This is a genomic window from Frigoribacterium sp. PvP121, assembly GCF_017833115.1.
Classification (GTDB): Bacteria; Actinomycetota; Actinomycetes; order Actinomycetales; family Microbacteriaceae; genus Frigoribacterium; species Frigoribacterium endophyticum.
In genome coordinates this window covers 2,027,231-2,043,258 of the sequence record NZ_JAFIBR010000001.1, presented here as the reverse complement: position 1 = coordinate 2,043,258, position 16,028 = coordinate 2,027,231, and the positions used below count along the sequence as shown (strand labels likewise).

General features: G+C 74.9%; 8 protein-coding genes. 1 reads left to right on the top strand and 7 read right to left on the bottom strand.

The window, feature by feature from the left end:
- Positions 1-8 precede the first annotated feature (8 nt).
- Complete coding sequence (locus JOE43_RS09505; protein ID WP_209517297.1) at positions 9-1,043, top strand: asparaginase; 1,035 nt, start codon at positions 9-11, stop codon at positions 1,041-1,043.
- 48 nt (positions 1,044-1,091) lie between these two features.
- Here the strand turns inward: JOE43_RS09505 and JOE43_RS09500 are convergent, their stop codons facing one another.
- The 7 genes from JOE43_RS09500 to JOE43_RS09470 form a co-directional block, all read right to left on the bottom strand.
- Positions 1,092-1,961: a hypothetical protein gene (locus tag JOE43_RS09500; RefSeq protein ID WP_209517295.1), complete on the bottom strand. Its 870-nt coding sequence runs from the start codon at positions 1,959-1,961 to the stop codon at positions 1,092-1,094.
- An 88-nt stretch (positions 1,962-2,049) separates the two neighbouring features.
- A complete protein-coding gene (locus tag JOE43_RS09495) occupies positions 2,050-3,795 on the bottom strand; it encodes an FHA domain-containing protein (RefSeq protein ID WP_209517293.1) in 1,746 nt (581 codons plus the stop codon).
- A gap of 13 nt (positions 3,796-3,808) precedes the next feature.
- Positions 3,809-6,175, bottom strand: coding sequence for a transglutaminaseTgpA domain-containing protein (locus tag JOE43_RS09490; RefSeq protein ID WP_307803306.1), 2,367 nt, complete (start codon positions 6,173-6,175; stop codon positions 3,809-3,811).
- A complete protein-coding gene (locus JOE43_RS09485) occupies positions 6,172-7,632 on the bottom strand; it encodes a DUF58 domain-containing protein (protein WP_209517291.1) in 1,461 nt (486 codons plus the stop codon). Before JOE43_RS09485 ends, JOE43_RS09490 begins: the two co-directional genes overlap by 4 nt.
- On the bottom strand, positions 7,629-8,600 hold the full coding sequence (locus tag JOE43_RS09480) for a MoxR family ATPase (RefSeq protein ID WP_056053982.1): 972 nt from the start codon (positions 8,598-8,600) through the stop codon (positions 7,629-7,631). The genes JOE43_RS09485 and JOE43_RS09480 overlap by 4 nt, the downstream gene beginning before the upstream one ends.
- Positions 8,601-8,640: 40 nt before the next feature.
- A complete protein-coding gene (locus JOE43_RS09475; RefSeq protein WP_209517289.1) occupies positions 8,641-14,484 on the bottom strand; it encodes an Ig-like domain-containing protein in 5,844 nt (1,947 codons plus the stop codon).
- The gene (locus JOE43_RS09470; protein WP_209517287.1) at positions 14,481-15,944 is read right to left on the bottom strand and encodes a serine/threonine-protein kinase; all 1,464 of its coding nucleotides are present in this window, start codon (positions 15,942-15,944) and stop codon (positions 14,481-14,483) included. The genes JOE43_RS09475 and JOE43_RS09470 overlap by 4 nt, the downstream gene beginning before the upstream one ends.
- Positions 15,945-16,028: the final 84 nt, after the last annotated feature.

Here is a 16,028-nt window from a genome sequence, read left to right as displayed (position 1 = left end):
TCCCCATCATGACCGACCTCAGTGCCACCGCGCCCGTCTCCGCCCCCCGCCACCCGCTCACGGCGGCGGGCAGCCGTGAGCTGGCCGTGCTGGTGCGCTCCGGGCTGGAGGAGAGCCGGCACCTGGGCGCCGCCGCCGTCGTCGACCACGACGGCGCCGTGCTCCGCGAGGTCGGCGACGCGGGCGCCTCGATCTACCCGCGCTCGTGCCTCAAGCCCCTGCAGGCGCTCACCGTGCTGCGGTCGGGCGTCGAGCTGCCGGGCTCCCAGGCGGCGATCGCGACGGCGAGCCACGCCGGCACCCCGGAGCACCTCGCCCTGGCCGCGAGCGTGCTCGCCCGCTCCGGCAGCGGCGAGGACGACCTGCTCTGCCCGCCCGACTGGCCCGGCGACCGGGCGAGCGCCCGGCGCGCCGACGGCAGCCGTCGGCTCGCCATGAACTGCTCGGGCAAGCACGCGTCGTTCCTCCTCGCCTGCGCCGAGAACGGCTGGGACCCGGCGACCTACGTCGACCTGGACCACCCGCTGCAGCGTGCCGTGCGGGAGACCGTGGCCGAGTACACCGGCGAGGTCGTCGACCACGCGGGCGTCGACGGCTGCGGGGCCCCGGTGTTCGCGACGACCGTGACGGGGCTCGCGCGCTCCGTCGCCCGGGTCGCCGGTTCGGTGGCGCCCGCGCGCCGGGCGGGCGACCCCGAGGCCGCGCGGCTCGTCGACGCCGTGTTCGCCGACGCCTGGGCCATCGACGGGCCCGGCCGTGCCAACACGGTCACGGTCGACGAGCTGGGCGTCTTCGCGAAGCTCGGGGCCGAGGGTGTCATGGTGATGGGCACCCCGGGCGGCGTGGGCGTCGCCGTGAAGGTGCTGGACGGCAACGTGCGAGCGGGCACGCTGGTGGCGCTCCACCTCCTCGTCGCCGAGGGCGCGGTGGACGCCGACGCGGCACGACGCGTCGTCGACGCGACCCTGGAGCCCGTCCTCGGCGGAGGCGTCGTCGTCGGCGGCATCGAGGTGAGCCCCGAGCTCGTCGCCGCGGGACGCTGAGGGCCCCCGCGGCCCCGGGCCCCGGGCCCCGGCGCGGGTGGTGCCGCGTCACGGCCGCACCCGCTCCGCGTCGTCGTGCACTGAGATGCTCCAGACCTGGACGGGCACCCGGCACGCACGCCCGTCGCGGCGGGTGACCGTCGCCGTGCCGTCCCGGTCGACGACCAGCACGCACGCGGCCGGCGCCCTGCTCGGCGCGTCCTCACCGACGACGGCCACCGCGTCGACCGGGCCGCCCTGGGCGCGGAGCTGCAGCCGGAAGCCCGCGGCGACACCGCGGACGAGCACGGCGGGGCCGTGGACGTCGACACCACCGCGGGCGTCGACGCAGAGCGGGCCCCGGGCGATCGTCGACGGGCTCAGACCCGGGGAACGTCGTCGCGCGGTGACCGGCTCGTCGGGGAGCGCCGCGTCGGCTGGCCCGGAGCTCGCGCTCCCGCCCCGCCCGTCGTCGTCGAGCCCCGCCACGCCCACGTCCACGTCCACCTGCCCCGTGCCGAGGACGAGCCACGCCGCGCCGCCGGGGTCACGGGGCGCGAGGGACAGCAGGCCTCCCCGACGACGCACGAGCTCGGCGAGCGCCGCCGAGTCCGGGAACTCGGCGGACAGGTCGTCGGCCACGACCGCGAGCTGTCTCGTGACCGCCGCCACCGCCTCCTCGTGCTCCCGCGCGGCTCGACGTGACCGTGGCCTCCGGTGTCGGAGGAGACTCGCCGCCGTCGTGCCGACCCAGGAGGCGGCCGCGGCGACGACGGCGACGCTCCAGGACCGCGCCCCGCCGGTGGTCAGCACGACCGCCGCCACCCCGGCGGCGACCAGCGCGGCGTCGCTCCCGACGACGGCGAGGGGCGCCCGCGGCGCCCCTCGCGACGGGGCGTCGGGGGCGAGGGAACGAGGAGCACGGAGAGGCAGGGGCATGCCCGAGGAGACCACGTCGCGCCGCCGACGCGGGGACGCGTGCCGACGCCGGGGGACGGACGGGAACGTCGTCAGCTGGGGAGGGACGTCAGCTCACGACGAAGAACTGCTCGCCGATCTCGACGCGGGTGCCCCGAGCGACGCGCACCCGGGTGCCGGGCTCCACCCGGCGGGCGGGCTGGTCGTGGGGCCGGACGACGGTGCCGTTGCCCGACCACCGGTCGCTCACCCAGAGCGCCCCGAACTCCTGCCCGAACTCGAGGTGCGTCTTGGAGACGGACTTGCCGGGGTCGACGATGCGCACCAGCTGGTCGAAGCGCTCGCCGGGCTGCGGGGCGGGCGCGCGGCCGAGCAGGCCCGAGCCGTCGACGGTGACGCTCTCGCCGGTGCTGAACTGGAGGAGGTAGGGGGTGCCGACGGGGCCGCGCCGGACGAGCCGGGTGGCGTCGACGTCGTCGTCGTCGGACGGCCTCAGGTGGGGAGGCAGGGGCGAGGGGCGCCACGGCGAGGCCTCGGGCGCCGGGGGGGCCGGGGGCACGACGGGGGCCGAGGACGCAGGAGGCGTCACCGGCCGGGGCGAGGGCTGCTCGACGGGCGCCGCCTCGCTCGGGGCGGGCTCGACGGGCGCCGGCTCGACGGGCTCCGGCTCGACGCGTGCGTCGGGCGCCGGCGTGGTCGGCGGCGTCCAGCTGGCCGGCAAGGGAGTGATCGGCCCGGTGAACGACAGGGCGACGGACTGCACGACGGCACCGCACTCGGGGCAGAAGATGTCGTCCTCGTGGAGAGCGGCCCCGCAGTGGGTGCAGTGCTCGACGGCGGCTGCGCGCCCCGGCTCCACCAGGGGGACGGGGGCCACGGGGGCCGTGTCGCCCGCTGCGGGGGCGAACGCCACGGGCTCGCGGAGGGGCACGGGAGCTGAGGCCGGCTCGGGCTCGGCGGCCTGCGCGTCGGCGGCGTCGGCGGCCTCGCCGACCGTGGGCGTCACGTCGACGTCGTGGTCGAGCTCGGCGGGGTCGTCCTGGCCTGAGGCGTCGGCACCCTCGGCGGCGGTGTCGGCGGCGGTGTCGGTCGCGGGCGTCGCGGGGCCGGACGGCCCCGACGCCGCGCCGACCAGGTGCTCGGAGCCCTCGGACGCGTCGTCGGTCGGAACGGACTCGTCCTCGCGCGGCTCGGCTCCGACGTCGCCGGGTGAGGCGGCACCGTCCGGGGCGGGCGTCGCCTCCTCGGCCTCCGCCTCCGAGCCCGGGCGCGACTGCTGGTCGACGGGGGCGGGGTCGGCGGAGTCGGCCGTCGCCGACACGACCTCGGGAACGGGGACGGGTGCCAGGGACGCCGTCCACAGCGGGGCCGACGTGGGCCGCGGGCCGTCGTCGTCGGCACCGGGCACGCGCAGGGGCGCCGGCCGGACAGCGGGGGCCGCCGGGGGCGCGGGTGCCGGAGGCGCGGGTGCCGGGGCCGGGACGGCGGCCGGTGTCGCAGCCTCGGTGGGCCGGTCGACGGGCCCGTCGTCGGGCTCCGTCGGGGCGGGGCGCGCCTCGGGCGTCGTCGGGAGGGGCTGCACGGGCTGGCCGGACCACGCCGGCGGCGCGGCGGGGGCTCGACGCTCGCGCACCCACCAGGGCTCCTGCTCGCCCGGCAGCGGACGGTCGGGCTGCTCGAGGCGCCAGGACGGCGTCTCAGCAGCCGGGGCCGGCCCCGCCGCGGCGACGCGCGCAGCCTCGGCCTCCTCCGCCCGGCGGGCCGCCTGCACGTCCGCGCTCGTGACGGCCCGGCCGCACTCGCCGCAGAACATGGCTCCGACGGGGAGGGGGCTGGCGCAGGTGGGGCAGTGCATCGATGAGGTTCCTCTAGCGCTCGGGACGTGTCCGGCCATGGTATCGACGGAGCGAGCGGAGCGAGACCGCGGCCTTGACCCGCTGCCACCGGGTGAGGCCCTCCCCCAGCGAACGACGGAGGTCCTCGACGGCCGCCCAGACGCGGTCGGCGTCCTCCTCCGGCGGGGCGGACGGACCGAAGACCGCACGGTCGGCCACGCGGGCCAGCACCGCCGTGCGCGCCCCGCCGACGCGGGCGGCGACCTCGCTCCGGGTCGCCGCCGGGGGCGTGTCGACGCCGTGGTCGACCACGGCGTCCTCGAACTCGCGCCAGCCGCCGGTGATCCGGGCCGCGGCCGAGGCCGCCCTCCTGCGACGTCGACGACGACGGACCTTCAGCCCGACCACGGCCAGGAACGGCGCCGCGACGATGCCCGCCACGAGGGCGAGCCACCCCGCGACCGTGACGACCACGAGAAGCGCCGCGAGCCACTCGGGGGGCGTGTCGGCGTCCTCCTGCGCCGTCTGGGGCGGGGCCTGGTCGTCGCGCACCTGCGGGTCCTGCGGCGGCGGCTGCACGACCGACTCCGGGCGTGAGACCTGGCTCGGGTCCTGCAGCTGCTCCTCGGGGACGGGTCGTTCCTCCGGGTTCGGGTCGAGGGCCACCCAGCCGAACTGGGCGGTGTCGACCTCGATCCAGGCCGTGACGTCACCGCCGGTGAGGGCGACCGCTCCCTGGTCGTCGACGGGCGCCTCCTCGCTCGGCACGAAGCCCATGACCACCCTGGCGGGGAAGCCGAGCTGGTCGGCCATCAGGGCGGCCGCCGTCGCGTACTGCTCGCCGTCGCCGACCATGACCGGGTCCGTGAAGAGCTGCGCGATGCGGTCGGCCCCGTGGCCCGACCGGCTGGGCGGCTCGTCGGCGGAGACGCCGTGGCTCACGTAGCCCTGCGCCCGGAGGCCCTCGAGGGCTGCCCGGAGCTGGGCACCCGGCCCCGCGACTCCCTCGACGTAGCCGTCCAGGGCCGTGCTCAGCTCGTCGGGGACGGCCCGGGGGGCCGGGACGGCGTCGGTGCCGGGCGTCAGGCGGTCGAGGTCGCCCCCGGACGGCTGCCGGGGCAGGACGGCCCGGAGGCTGTAGGCGTCGCCCTCGGAGACTCCCCCGACGACGGCCGCCGTGCCCGTCGCGTCGTTGTAGTAGAAGCGCTCCCGTCGCTCGGCGGCGGTCGGGCCCGAGAAGGCGACGTCGCGGAGCGCCCCGACGGTCGGCAACCAGATGCCCTCGTACGAGCCGACGTCGACCGAGACGCTCGTCGGCGCGCCCGCGACGTCGGACTGGTCGACGGTGGACGGCACGAGGTCGAACGTGCCGGACGCGCTCGACACCGAGCCGCTGCCGACCGTGTACGAGACGCCGTCGTAGGTGTCGAGGGTCGCGAGGCGCAGCAGCTGCCCCGGCGCCAGCCCCCGGACGCGGAAGACCTCGTCGTCGACCAGCGGCTCCTGCTCGTAGACGCGGAAGCGCGTCAGGGGGCTCACCTCGTCGCGCGGGTCGAACGGCTGGGCCACGAGCGAGCGCGCGACGACCCGGTCGCTCGGGGACGGCAGCAGGGCCACGGCCCCGACGGCGGTCGAGGCGGCCACGGCCAGCGTCAGGACGGTGCCCGCGACGGCCCGGCCCGCGACGGTGCCGTGCCCGTGGCCCGTCGAGCCCGACGGGCGGCCCCCGGCGAGGGCGTCGACCGCCAGGCGACGACGACGGAGGCGCCACCAGACGAACCAGGCCACGCACGTCGTCAGCAGCGCGAGCCCGGCCACCCGCGGCAGGACGGCGTCCTCGGGCCCCAGCACGATGCCCGCCAGGTGGACGACCACGGGCCCCGCCATCGCGAGCTCGCCGCGCCGGGTGCGGAGCGCCACCGACGTCCCGACGACCGACACGACGAGCAGCAGCACGAACAGCGGCACCAGCAGCGCCTCGTAGCTGCCCACGGGCAGCGAGATCGTCAGCAGCTGCTTCCAGCCGAGGGCGGTGCCGACGACCAGCTGACGCAGGCCGTCGAGGGTGGGGAGGACGCCCCAGAGCGCCCCGGAGGGCACGGCGAGGGGGACGCCGAGCAGCAGGTACGCCGCCACGGTCACCAGGAGCACCGCGAAGCTCGAGAGGCGCAGGACGGCTCCGGCGACGCCGAGCACGGTGCCGACGAGCACCGTCACCACGACGGTGACGACGAACTCCGCGCTCTGGTAGACGGGCCAGAACGGCACCGCGGAGACGAGGGTGGCGAGGCCGAGCAGGGTGCACGCGAGGGAGACGAAGGAGGCGCGGAGCCGCGGTCGCCGGACCCGCACCCGCAGGTCGCCGGCCCGACGGCGCTCCCCCAGGTCGTGCGCGGTCACGTCGCCGCCGCCCGGGCCAAGGAGAGGGCCAGGTCGTCGAGGTAGCCCACCGTCAGCACCGTGAGGTCGGCGACCCGGACCATGCCCGGCACCGACTCGGGGTCGCAGACGACCGCGACGGCCTCGACGCCGAGCGGGAACTGCAGGGCGGCCGCCCGCATCCCGGTCAGCGTGGTGCTCGACCCCACCACGAGGAACGCGACGCTCACGCCCGACACCTGGGTGCTCGACACGCGTGCGACGTCCTCGATCCGCAGCGCCGACTCGTCGCGCTCCACGACCGCGAGGTCGTCGAGGAGGCGGTTGCGGGTCAGGGTGCTGAGCTCGCGCACGGCGAGCACCTTGCGCTTGGCGAACTCCGGCGTGCGCTCGCCCACGACGACGCTCACCTCGCGGGCGTCGCGGATCGCCCGGACGCCCAGCGAGCCGGCGACGCTGACGGCCAGCTCGAACTCCTCGTCGCCCGCGTAGTCGTCGCGGGCGACGCTGAGGGCGATCACGACGTGGCTCCGACGGCTCTCCTCGAACTGACGGACCATGTAGGTGCCGGTCTTGGCGGTGGACCGCCAGTGGATGTTCCGCCGTTCGTCGCCCGGCTGGTACTCCCGCAGGGCGTGGAACGAGATGTCGCTCGGGCTGAGGTCCCTCGTCGGGTTGCCCTCCAGGTCGCGGATGAGGCCGGTGCTCGAGCTGGCGATGCCGATCGTCCGGGGGTGCACGAAGAGCTCGGTCACGCCCGTCCACTCCAGCTCGCGCCGCACGAGGCCGACGGCGTCGCCGCGGACGGTGCGGACCGGGCCGACCCGCACGACCCCCCGGCGCGTCGTCGGCACCGGGAACGTCTCGGTCAGCGACTCCCCCGCCCGCAGCCCGGGCAGGCTCAGCTCGGCGAGGCCGACGCCGACGGGCACCTCGACGGAGACGCCGAGGAGCCGCCGACGGGTGGGGTTCGTCACCGTGACCGTCCCCGAGGCGTCGTCGCCGACGGCCACCCGCTCGTGCGGGAGGTGGAGCTCGACCGTGAACGCGTTCCTCCCGATCAGGTACACGGCCGCGACGACGAGCATGACGACCGCGGCCCAGCCGATCACCAGCAGCTCCTGCCAGCCGAGCACGAGGCCCGCGGCCAGGCCGACGGGCGCGGCGACGAGCATGGCCCAGCCCACGGGCGTGACGACGCCCGAGACGACGGTGACCCCGTGCGAGGTGACACGACGCACGCCACGGGCGGCCCGGACCACGAGCACGAGGCCGTCGGCCACGGGGCCGGTGCGGTCGCCGACGAGCCGGGTGCGGGCGTTCGTGAGCCCCCGAGTGCCGGTGGCGAACGAGGCGTCGGCCCCGCCCCGGGCGGGCTGTCCGCCCCGGGCGGGCTGCCCGCCCCGGGTGCGGCTGCGCTCACGCGCAGCGACGGACCCACGCGACGCCCCGACGGGGCCCGCTCCCTCCTCGTTCACACGGCGACCCTCTCGGCCGGCGGAGGGGTCTCGATCAGGAGCTGGCTGACGACGCTCGACGCGGTGACGCCGTCGAACTCCGCCTCGGGGTCGAGCACGAGGCGGTGCGCCAGGACGGGCTCGGCGAGCACCTTGACGTCGTCGGGCGTCACGTAGTGCCGGCCGAGCGACGCCGCGTAGGTCTTCGCGCAGCGCACCAGCGACAGCGCGCCCCGGACGCTCACGCCCAGGCGCACCTCCTGGGCCGTGCGCGTCGCCTCGACGAGACGGGCGACGTAGTCGTTGATGGTCGACTCGACGTGCACCGTGCGGGCGAGACGGGCCATCTCGACGACGACGCCGGCCTGGACCACGGGCGAGATCGACCCCTCGTGGACCCGCGTCGCGGAGCCCTCGAGGATCCGGACGGTGGCCGCGTGGTCGGGGTAGCCGATCGAGGTCTTCATGACGAACCGGTCGAGCTGGGCCTCCGGGAGGCGGTAGGTGCCCGCCTGCTCGACCGGGTTCTGGGTCGCGATGACCATGAACGGCGAACCGACGTCGTGGCTGATCCCGTCGACGGTGACCCGCGACTCCTCCATGACCTCCAGCAGCGCCGACTGCGTCTTCGGGCTCGCCCGGTTGATCTCGTCGGCGAGCACGATGTTGGCGAAGACGGGCCCGCGGTGGAACTCGAACTCGCCCTTCTTCTGGTCGTAGATGCTGACGCCCGTGATGTCGCCGGGCAGGAGGTCCGGCGTGAACTGGACCCGGCTGCTGGTGCCCTGCACGGTCTGCGCGACCGCCCGGGCCAGCGACGTCTTGCCCGTGCCCGGGAAGTCCTCGAGCAGCAGGTGGCCCTCGCTCAGCAGCGCCGTGAACGAGAGCCTGACGACGAAGGACTTGCCGAGGAGGACCTGGTCGACGTTGGCGACGAGGCGGCCGAAGATGTCGGAGAACCAGGTCGCCTGCTCGGGGGTCATGCTCATTCTGCTGTCGTCTCTCTGGTCGGCGCGGGGCGGTGGTGCGTCACGAGCACGATGTCGTGAACGAGCCGGGATCCGTGTAGGACGTGCCGTCGGCGTCCACCGTCGTCGTGACTCGGACCGACGCGGCGGTCTCGGGCACGGTGCTGGAACGAGTCCAAGGTCGGCCTGTGGCCGGGTCAGTCCGTGACTCGGTCTCCACGGGGCTGCCTGCTCCTTGAGCCACCGTGACGAAGACGATCACCATCCCGTCGTCCGGCACCACCGCATCAGGCCCATTGGCGGGATCATTCACGACGAGTGGTTGATTAACGCTGCACACGGCTCCGGCAGGGCGGGTCGAGACTGGCGTGGCCGACGTGGCCGACGACTCGGCGCCACATTCGCTGAAGAGCAAGATCGTCCGACAGGCCCTGAAGGTGACCGAGAGCGTGCGTCCGCTCGGTGCATCAGAGGCGATGAAGTCGCCGTTCGCCACGGGACGCCAGGCGCCACCGCCAACGCGGTATTCGTATCGGTCAGCCGTCCCGCTCGCCGCGGACAGATTGCTCACACGAAGGTCGTAGTTCCCGAAACTGTCTGACTGCTCGACCGAGACGGAACCCGTCGCGGCACCTGGTGGCGTGACGCTCGTCGACGAAGCGCTGCCGCTCGCGCCGCAGAAGTAGCCGTTTCGCGCGACGACCACGTACGTGAAGGTACCGTCGTCCGGCGGAGAGTCGGTCACGGATGAGGTCGACTGGTCGTTCAGGATGCGCGTACCGGCGGCGTTGCACCCCGTCGCGCCTGTGCCCGTGTCCTGCCGCCAGACGCTGTAGGTCACAGCTGAGGCACCGCCCAGATCTGCTGGCGCTTGCCACGAAACCGTGATGGTGTTGCGGTCGCGATCAGCACGGACACCGACAGGGGCCGAGGGTTCACCGACCGCCCGCGCCGAGACCGTGCCGCTCCGCGCCCAGTCGGCGTCGCTGCTGACCTGCGCACGGTTGCGTGCCGAGACCGTCACGCCGTAGACCTCGTTCGGAGCGAGGCCGGTCAGGGTCACCGAGGTGGCCGACGTCGACTGGGCCGCCGCGCCGGCGCGCTCGACGACGTAGCCCGTGACCGCGGTGCCCCTCGCCGGCTTCGGCACGGCGTTCCACGACACGTCGAGCGCGCCCGGGGTGGAGCGCGACGGGGTGACCGAGACGCCGGTCGGCGCCGCCGGGACGAAGTCGGCGCTGTAGGAGTCGCTGAGGGCGCTCGCCGGGGAGTCGCCGACGGCGTTGGTCGCGACGACGGCGAACTGGTAGGTCTGCTCCGGGGCGAGGTCGGTCAGGGTGCAGACCGTGGAGAGCCCGCAGTCCTTCGAGTAGGGCGAGCCGCCGCTGCCGGTGCCCACGAGCCGGAACCGGGTGATCGGGGAGTTGTTCGCCTGCGGAGCCGCGTAGCTCAGCGTCAGCTCTCCGCCGCGGAAGGACCCGGTGCGGGTCGGCGCCGCCGGCTGCGCCGGGACGTCCTGGACGGAGATCGTCACGTTGCCCCACACCTGGCGGTCGGGGTCGCCGGTGACGTCGGCGACCCGGTACTGCAGGTTCGCGTCGCCGGGGGCGGCGCCGGCGCCGACGGCGACCGCGAGGGTCCTGCTGTCGGCGCTCGGCGTGACCGACACGCCCGCCGGCAGGGCGCCTCCCCCCAGGCCCCTGATGTCGACGACGCGGAGCGGCTGACCGGGGAAGGGGTTGGTCGCCTGGTCGTTGGCGAGCACGTCGATGGTCGCCGAGCTGCCCCGCCGGACCGCCTGCGCGTCGGCGACGGGCTGCGCGAGGGGACGGCTCGACCCCACGACGGCGAGCTGGACCGCGCCCGACTGGCCGGTCGAGACGGAGTCGCGCACGGAGACGGGCAGGGTGCGGGAGGTGCCCTTCGGGGTGCCGGCGTCGGCCGTGACCGTCATGCGCTGGCCCGACACGTCGACGGTGAACCCGGGAGCGGCCTCGGGGCGGGCCTCGAAGCGCAGCTCGCCGACCGCGTCGGGGTACGGGTACGTCGTGAGGCGGGTCAGGTCGAGCGTCCGCGACTCGCCGGGCTCGAGGGCGATCGACGTGCCGGTGAAGGTGGGCGGCTGGTTCTCGCGCGGCGTGACCGTGACCGGGAGCACGAGCGTCGCGGTCCGGCCCTCGGGGTCGTCGGCGGACGTTCCGTCGGTGACCTCGAACGAGAGGGAGGCGGCCCCGAAGTAGAGGTCGGCCGACGTGTACGCCAGCGTGGTCTGGTCGATGACCAGATCGTCCCCGTTCGCGTGGGTGGCCCGCACGGCTCCGGGGTTCGTCAGGCGGACGGCCTTGCCGCCCGCGGCGATGACGTACCGGCTGAGGTCGACGACGACGCGCTGGCCGCTGACGACCGTCACGGGTCGCGCCCGCTTGTCGAGCTGCGGCAGGGCGTCGTCGAAGCCGGGGACGCGGATGAACGCCGTCGCCCGCACGCGCGGGTCGTCGGGGTGGGTGACGAAGAAGGGGATGATCTGCGCGCGGTCGGTCAGGGTGACGCGCACGCGACGGTCGGCGGTCACGACGGACGTGCCGTCGTAGCCGGGCTCGATGCCGAGGCCCAGCTCGGAGACGGGGCCGTCGGCGAAGAAGACGTTGGCGAGGACGGCCACGTCGACGGACTCCCGGCCGCTGATGTCGGCGAGGTCGAGGACGGTGTCGGACGCCGTGGGGCGGTTGAGGGGGGCGTCGGCGTCGACGGTGACCGTGACGAAGCTCGAGCTGGAGCCGCCCTGCGCGTTCTCGACCGTGTAGACGAGGCCGTACGACCCCTCGGCCCGGGGCGGCGTCACCTCGACGAGGGAGCCGTCCACGACCTCGGCCGTCGTGGCCTCGTCGGAGGGCTCCACCTGGGTCACGGAGAGGGCACCCCCGTCGGGGTCGGAGTCGTTCTCGAGCACCCTGACCGTCACGGTGCCGCCGGGCCGCATCGTCACGACGTCCGCGACGGCCACCGGGTTCCGCGAGCCGTCGGCGCGGGCCGCGATGCCGATCCGGAGCTTGCCCGTGGCCCGGGCGCCCAGCCCGTCGACGACGGTGTACGTGAACTCGTCCGTTCCCGCCGCCGAGGCGTTGGCCTGGTACTGCGCGAAGTCGGCCCCCACCTCCGTCACGTTGCCCTTCTCGGGGCTCGTGCCGATGCCCAGCAGGCTGACGCTGTCGCCGTCGGGGTCGATGTCGGCGAGGGGCACGCTGACCCGCACGGTCTGGCCCGCGACGACCCGGGCCGTCACGGTCTGGGGCACCGGGGCGTTGTTCGTCGAGGCGTCCGCCTCGCGGACGGAGATCGACACCTGGGCGGAGTCGGTCTGCCCGTCCCGGCCCTGCACCGCGTACACCGCGGTGAAGTTGCCGGGCGTGGCCGGCGCGAGGTACCGGAGCTCGGTGGCCGACGTGAACAGGAGCCCGCCGTCGGCCGGGACCCCCCGGACCAGGTCCGCGACCAGGGTCAGGTCGTCGCCGTCGGGCTGCTCGTCGTTCGCGAGGACGTCGATGTCGATGGCGTCGCCGACCCGGACGGTGACCTGGTCGTCGGTCGCCACCGGGGGCTGCGTCTGCTGGCGCCGGGGTATCTCGACGACCGTGACGGTGCCCTCGGCGGTCGCCAGGCCGTTCGACACCGTGTACGTCAGGCCGACGGGGCCCTCGAGCGGGGCGGCGAGGGTGATGCGCAGGTAGCGCTGTTCGAGGGTCTCGACCCGCACGCCGGTGCTGAGGGGCACCTCGGAGGTGCCGGTCACCATCAGGACGTTGCCCGCGGGGTCGAGGTCGGTCGCGACGACGTCGAGGGTCTGCGAGCTCAGCGTCTCGACGAAGACCGTCTTCGGCGTCGTCACCGGCGGGGTGGAGGGGTCAGGAGGCGACTGGACGTCGATCCGGACGACGCCCGTCGCGGTCTGGTCACCGTCCGTCACGGTGTACTCGAGGTTGTGCGTGCGGACCTCGTCGCTGACGAACCGGAACGTGCCGGCGTCGTAGCTCGGCGTCACGGTCGAGCCGGCCTTGGCCGGGACGCTGTTGAGCCTCAGCTCACCGGAGCCCCCGCGGGCGTAGTCCAACGGGCGGACGGTCACCTGGCGGCCCGCGTAGGCCTGGACCGTGAACGAGTCGGCCCGCAGGGTCGCCGCTCCGCCGACCGTGACCACGAGCTGGCCGCGCCCCTCGGCCTGGCCGTCGCTCACCACGAGGGAGAGGTCGACGGTGTCGGCGCCGGCCCCCGCGTCCTGGTAGACGACGTCGCCGGACGGCTTGTACGAGACCCCGTCGGCGCCCGACGCGGAGGTGAGGTAGAACGCGTCGCCGTCCGGGTCGACCCAGTCGCCGAGGACGGCGGTCGAGACCCGCCCCGCCGACGACACCGTCGCGGTGGAGCGACGGACCTGGGCCGGCGGGCCGTTCTCGCCCTCCTGCCGGATGGCGACCGTCGCCACCGCCGAGTCCGTGCCGCCGCGGCCGTCGCTCACCGTGTAGTCGACGAGCACCGCCCCGGAGGCGTCGTCGGCGAGGGTGAGCAACACCTGCTGGCGGTCGTTGACGAGGTCGAGGCGCCCCACGGCGGGGTCGATCTCGCCGACGCTCTCGATGACGAGCGGGTCGCCGTTGGGGTCGTAGTCGTTGAGCAGCACGGGCAGGGTGCTCGCCCGCCCGGGCCTGGCGCCGAGCGAGTCGTCGACGGCCACGGGGGCCTTCTGGTCGGGGTCGAGCTCCGGCGGCTCGTCGGTCGCGTCGTTCTCCTCCTGCTCCTCCTGCTGCTCCTCGTCGAGGAGCTCGTCCCAGTTGTCGATGACGGAGCCGTCGCCCTGCACCGCCCAGCTGCGCCCTCCGGCCGGGTCGTTCAGCACCACGTGCTCGCCGTGGACCGCCAGGACGAGATCGGAGGTGGCCGGCACGCCGTCGAGCTCGAGGAGACCGCCGCGGGCGCCGGAGCAGTCGCTCCAGGCGGACCCTCCCGCCCAGGCCGCGTACGTGCAGCCCGCGACGACGACGGGCCGGGCGGGCGCCCCGACCTGCCCGGTCACGACCTCCTCCGGCTCCCCTCCGGAGAAGGGCACCCGGAGGAGCGACGAGGACGTGGCGACGAGCACGCCGTCACCGTCGTCGGACGCCTGCTGCAGGGCGAGCCCCCCGTCGGCCTCGGCACCGAGGTCGACCGGGGCGCCGTCGACGACGAGCTCACCGGTGGCGAGGTCGAGGACGGCGGAGCGGCCGCCGACGCTGGTCACCTGGAAGGGTCCGTCGCCCGTCAGCGAGGTGGTGCTGGTCGACGAGACGACGAGGTCGTCGGGAGAGTCGATGCGCGTCACCACGGCGGTCTCCGCCGAGAAGACCGTGGTCACCCCGCCGGGGCTGACGCTCGTGACGACGTCGGCGCCCAGGCTGAGGTCGGCGTCGACGTCGCTGCTGAACGACGCCAGGGAGTCGAGGGGCTGGCTCCACAGCTCCCCCGTGCCCTGCGAGACGATCAGCGCCCGGTCGCCCGCGATGGCGACGTCGGGCGACTCGGGAGGGAGCGGCACCGTGTCGCCGAGGGTCGCCGTCGCGGGGTCGACGACCCCCACCGTCGCGGCCGTGCGGTCGACGAGCAGGACGTCCTGGCCCGACTGGGCGACGGCGAGGTCCGTCCCCGTGGCACGGACCGCCGCGTTGAGCTCGCGGACGTCGGCGTTCGCACGGCCCACGGCCGACCGGGCGCCGTTCGCCACCCACACCGTCCCGTCGTCGAGGTCGATGCGCTGCGCCTCGTACCCGGTGCTGACCACCGCCACGCCCGCCACGACGGCTGCGATCAGAACGGAGCTCATGCCCGTGGCGACGGCCGAGCGACGTCGCGACGCCCAGGAGAGGAGCCGGCTCACGGCGTGGGCCCCACCGTGGCGCACGTCTCGGCGCTCGGCTCACCGCTCCGGCCCCCTCGGTTGACGCTCACGGTCACGCAGACCTCCGCGTCGGGGTCGGAGGGGCTCGCGACGAAGCGGCCGACGGTCTGCTGGCTCGAGTCGTCACCGGTGGTGATGACGTAGGAGTCCCCCGGCCGGAGGCCCGGGTCGCTCCAGGAGAAGACGACCGACGTGCCGTCGCTCGAGGTCGAGATGCCCGTCACGCGCGGGATCTCGGTCGACGAGGCCCGCACGAGCACGAGCGTGGCGGTGGCCCCCAGCGCGATGACGACCACCCCGGCCGCGACGAGCAGCCAGACGAGGGCGAGGACGCGGCGGTCACGGCGAGCCGGCCGTGTGCCCGTGCTGCGCAGCAGGGCTCTGCTCTGCCCCGGGCCCGCCTGGCTCCGCGCGCCGGCGCCCGCCCGGGGACCGTGGACGGCGGCCGCCTGCGCCTCCGTGACCTGACGCCGCCGCCGCCGTCGGCGTCGCGTCGCGACGACGGGCGCCACGCCGCGGATGCGGGTCTTCTCCTCGAGGTCGGTCACCGTCGCGAGGGCCCAGTCGTCGACGGCGACCTCGATCGGCGTCTGGCCCACCCCGACCTCCGACTCGACCTGCTGCAGCTCGCGGAGGAGCTCGAGCACGCTCGACTGACGCTGCTCGGGGCGGCGCGACATGGAACGGGCCAGGATGCGCTCGAGGCTCGGGGGGACGTCGGTGCGGCCCGTCGGGACGAGCTTGGCCTTGTCGATCCGGCCGATGAGCTCGGACGCCCCGTTCTTGTCGCTGCCGAGGATCTCGAAGGGGCTGCGACCCGCCAGCAGGGAGTAGACGGTGGCGCCCAGCGACCAGACCTCCGACTCGACGGTGCCGGCCGTCTCGTCGAGGAGGACCTCCGGCGCCGACCACGGGATCGACATGCCGACGACCTCCTGCGGCTCGCTCTCGCTGAGGGAGGCGGCGATGCCGAAGTCGGAGAGGACGGGGTGGCCGTAGGCGGTCATGAGGATGTTCGACGGCTTGATGTCGCGGTGCAGCACCCCGGCCCGGTGCGCCGTCTCGACGGCGGAGCCGATCGCCACGCCGATGCGGAGGACGTCCGCGACGGGGATGCGGTCACGCCGGTAGCGCTCGCTCAGCGACGACGAGCAGAGCTCCATCACGAGGTACGGCCGGCCGTCGGCCGAGACGCTCGCCTGGTAGACGGTGAGGATGGACGGGTGCGAGCTCAGCTGGGCCATGAGGTTGGCCTCGGCCTGGAACATCTGCCGCACCTGGTCGTTGACGACCTCGCTCAGCATCACCTTGACGGCCACCTGGCGTCGGGGCATGTTCTGCTCGTAGAGGAAGACGTCGGCGAAGCCGCCGGAGCCGAGCACGTGCACCGACGAGAAGCCCGGCAGCACCGGCGGAGTGGACGGCAGTCGTCGTGCCACGTCGCCTCCCGCCCCGCGCCGTCGGCGCGATCTGCCTCGATCACGTCGACGCGCCGCCGACCGGATCGATTCTAGGTCGGCGCC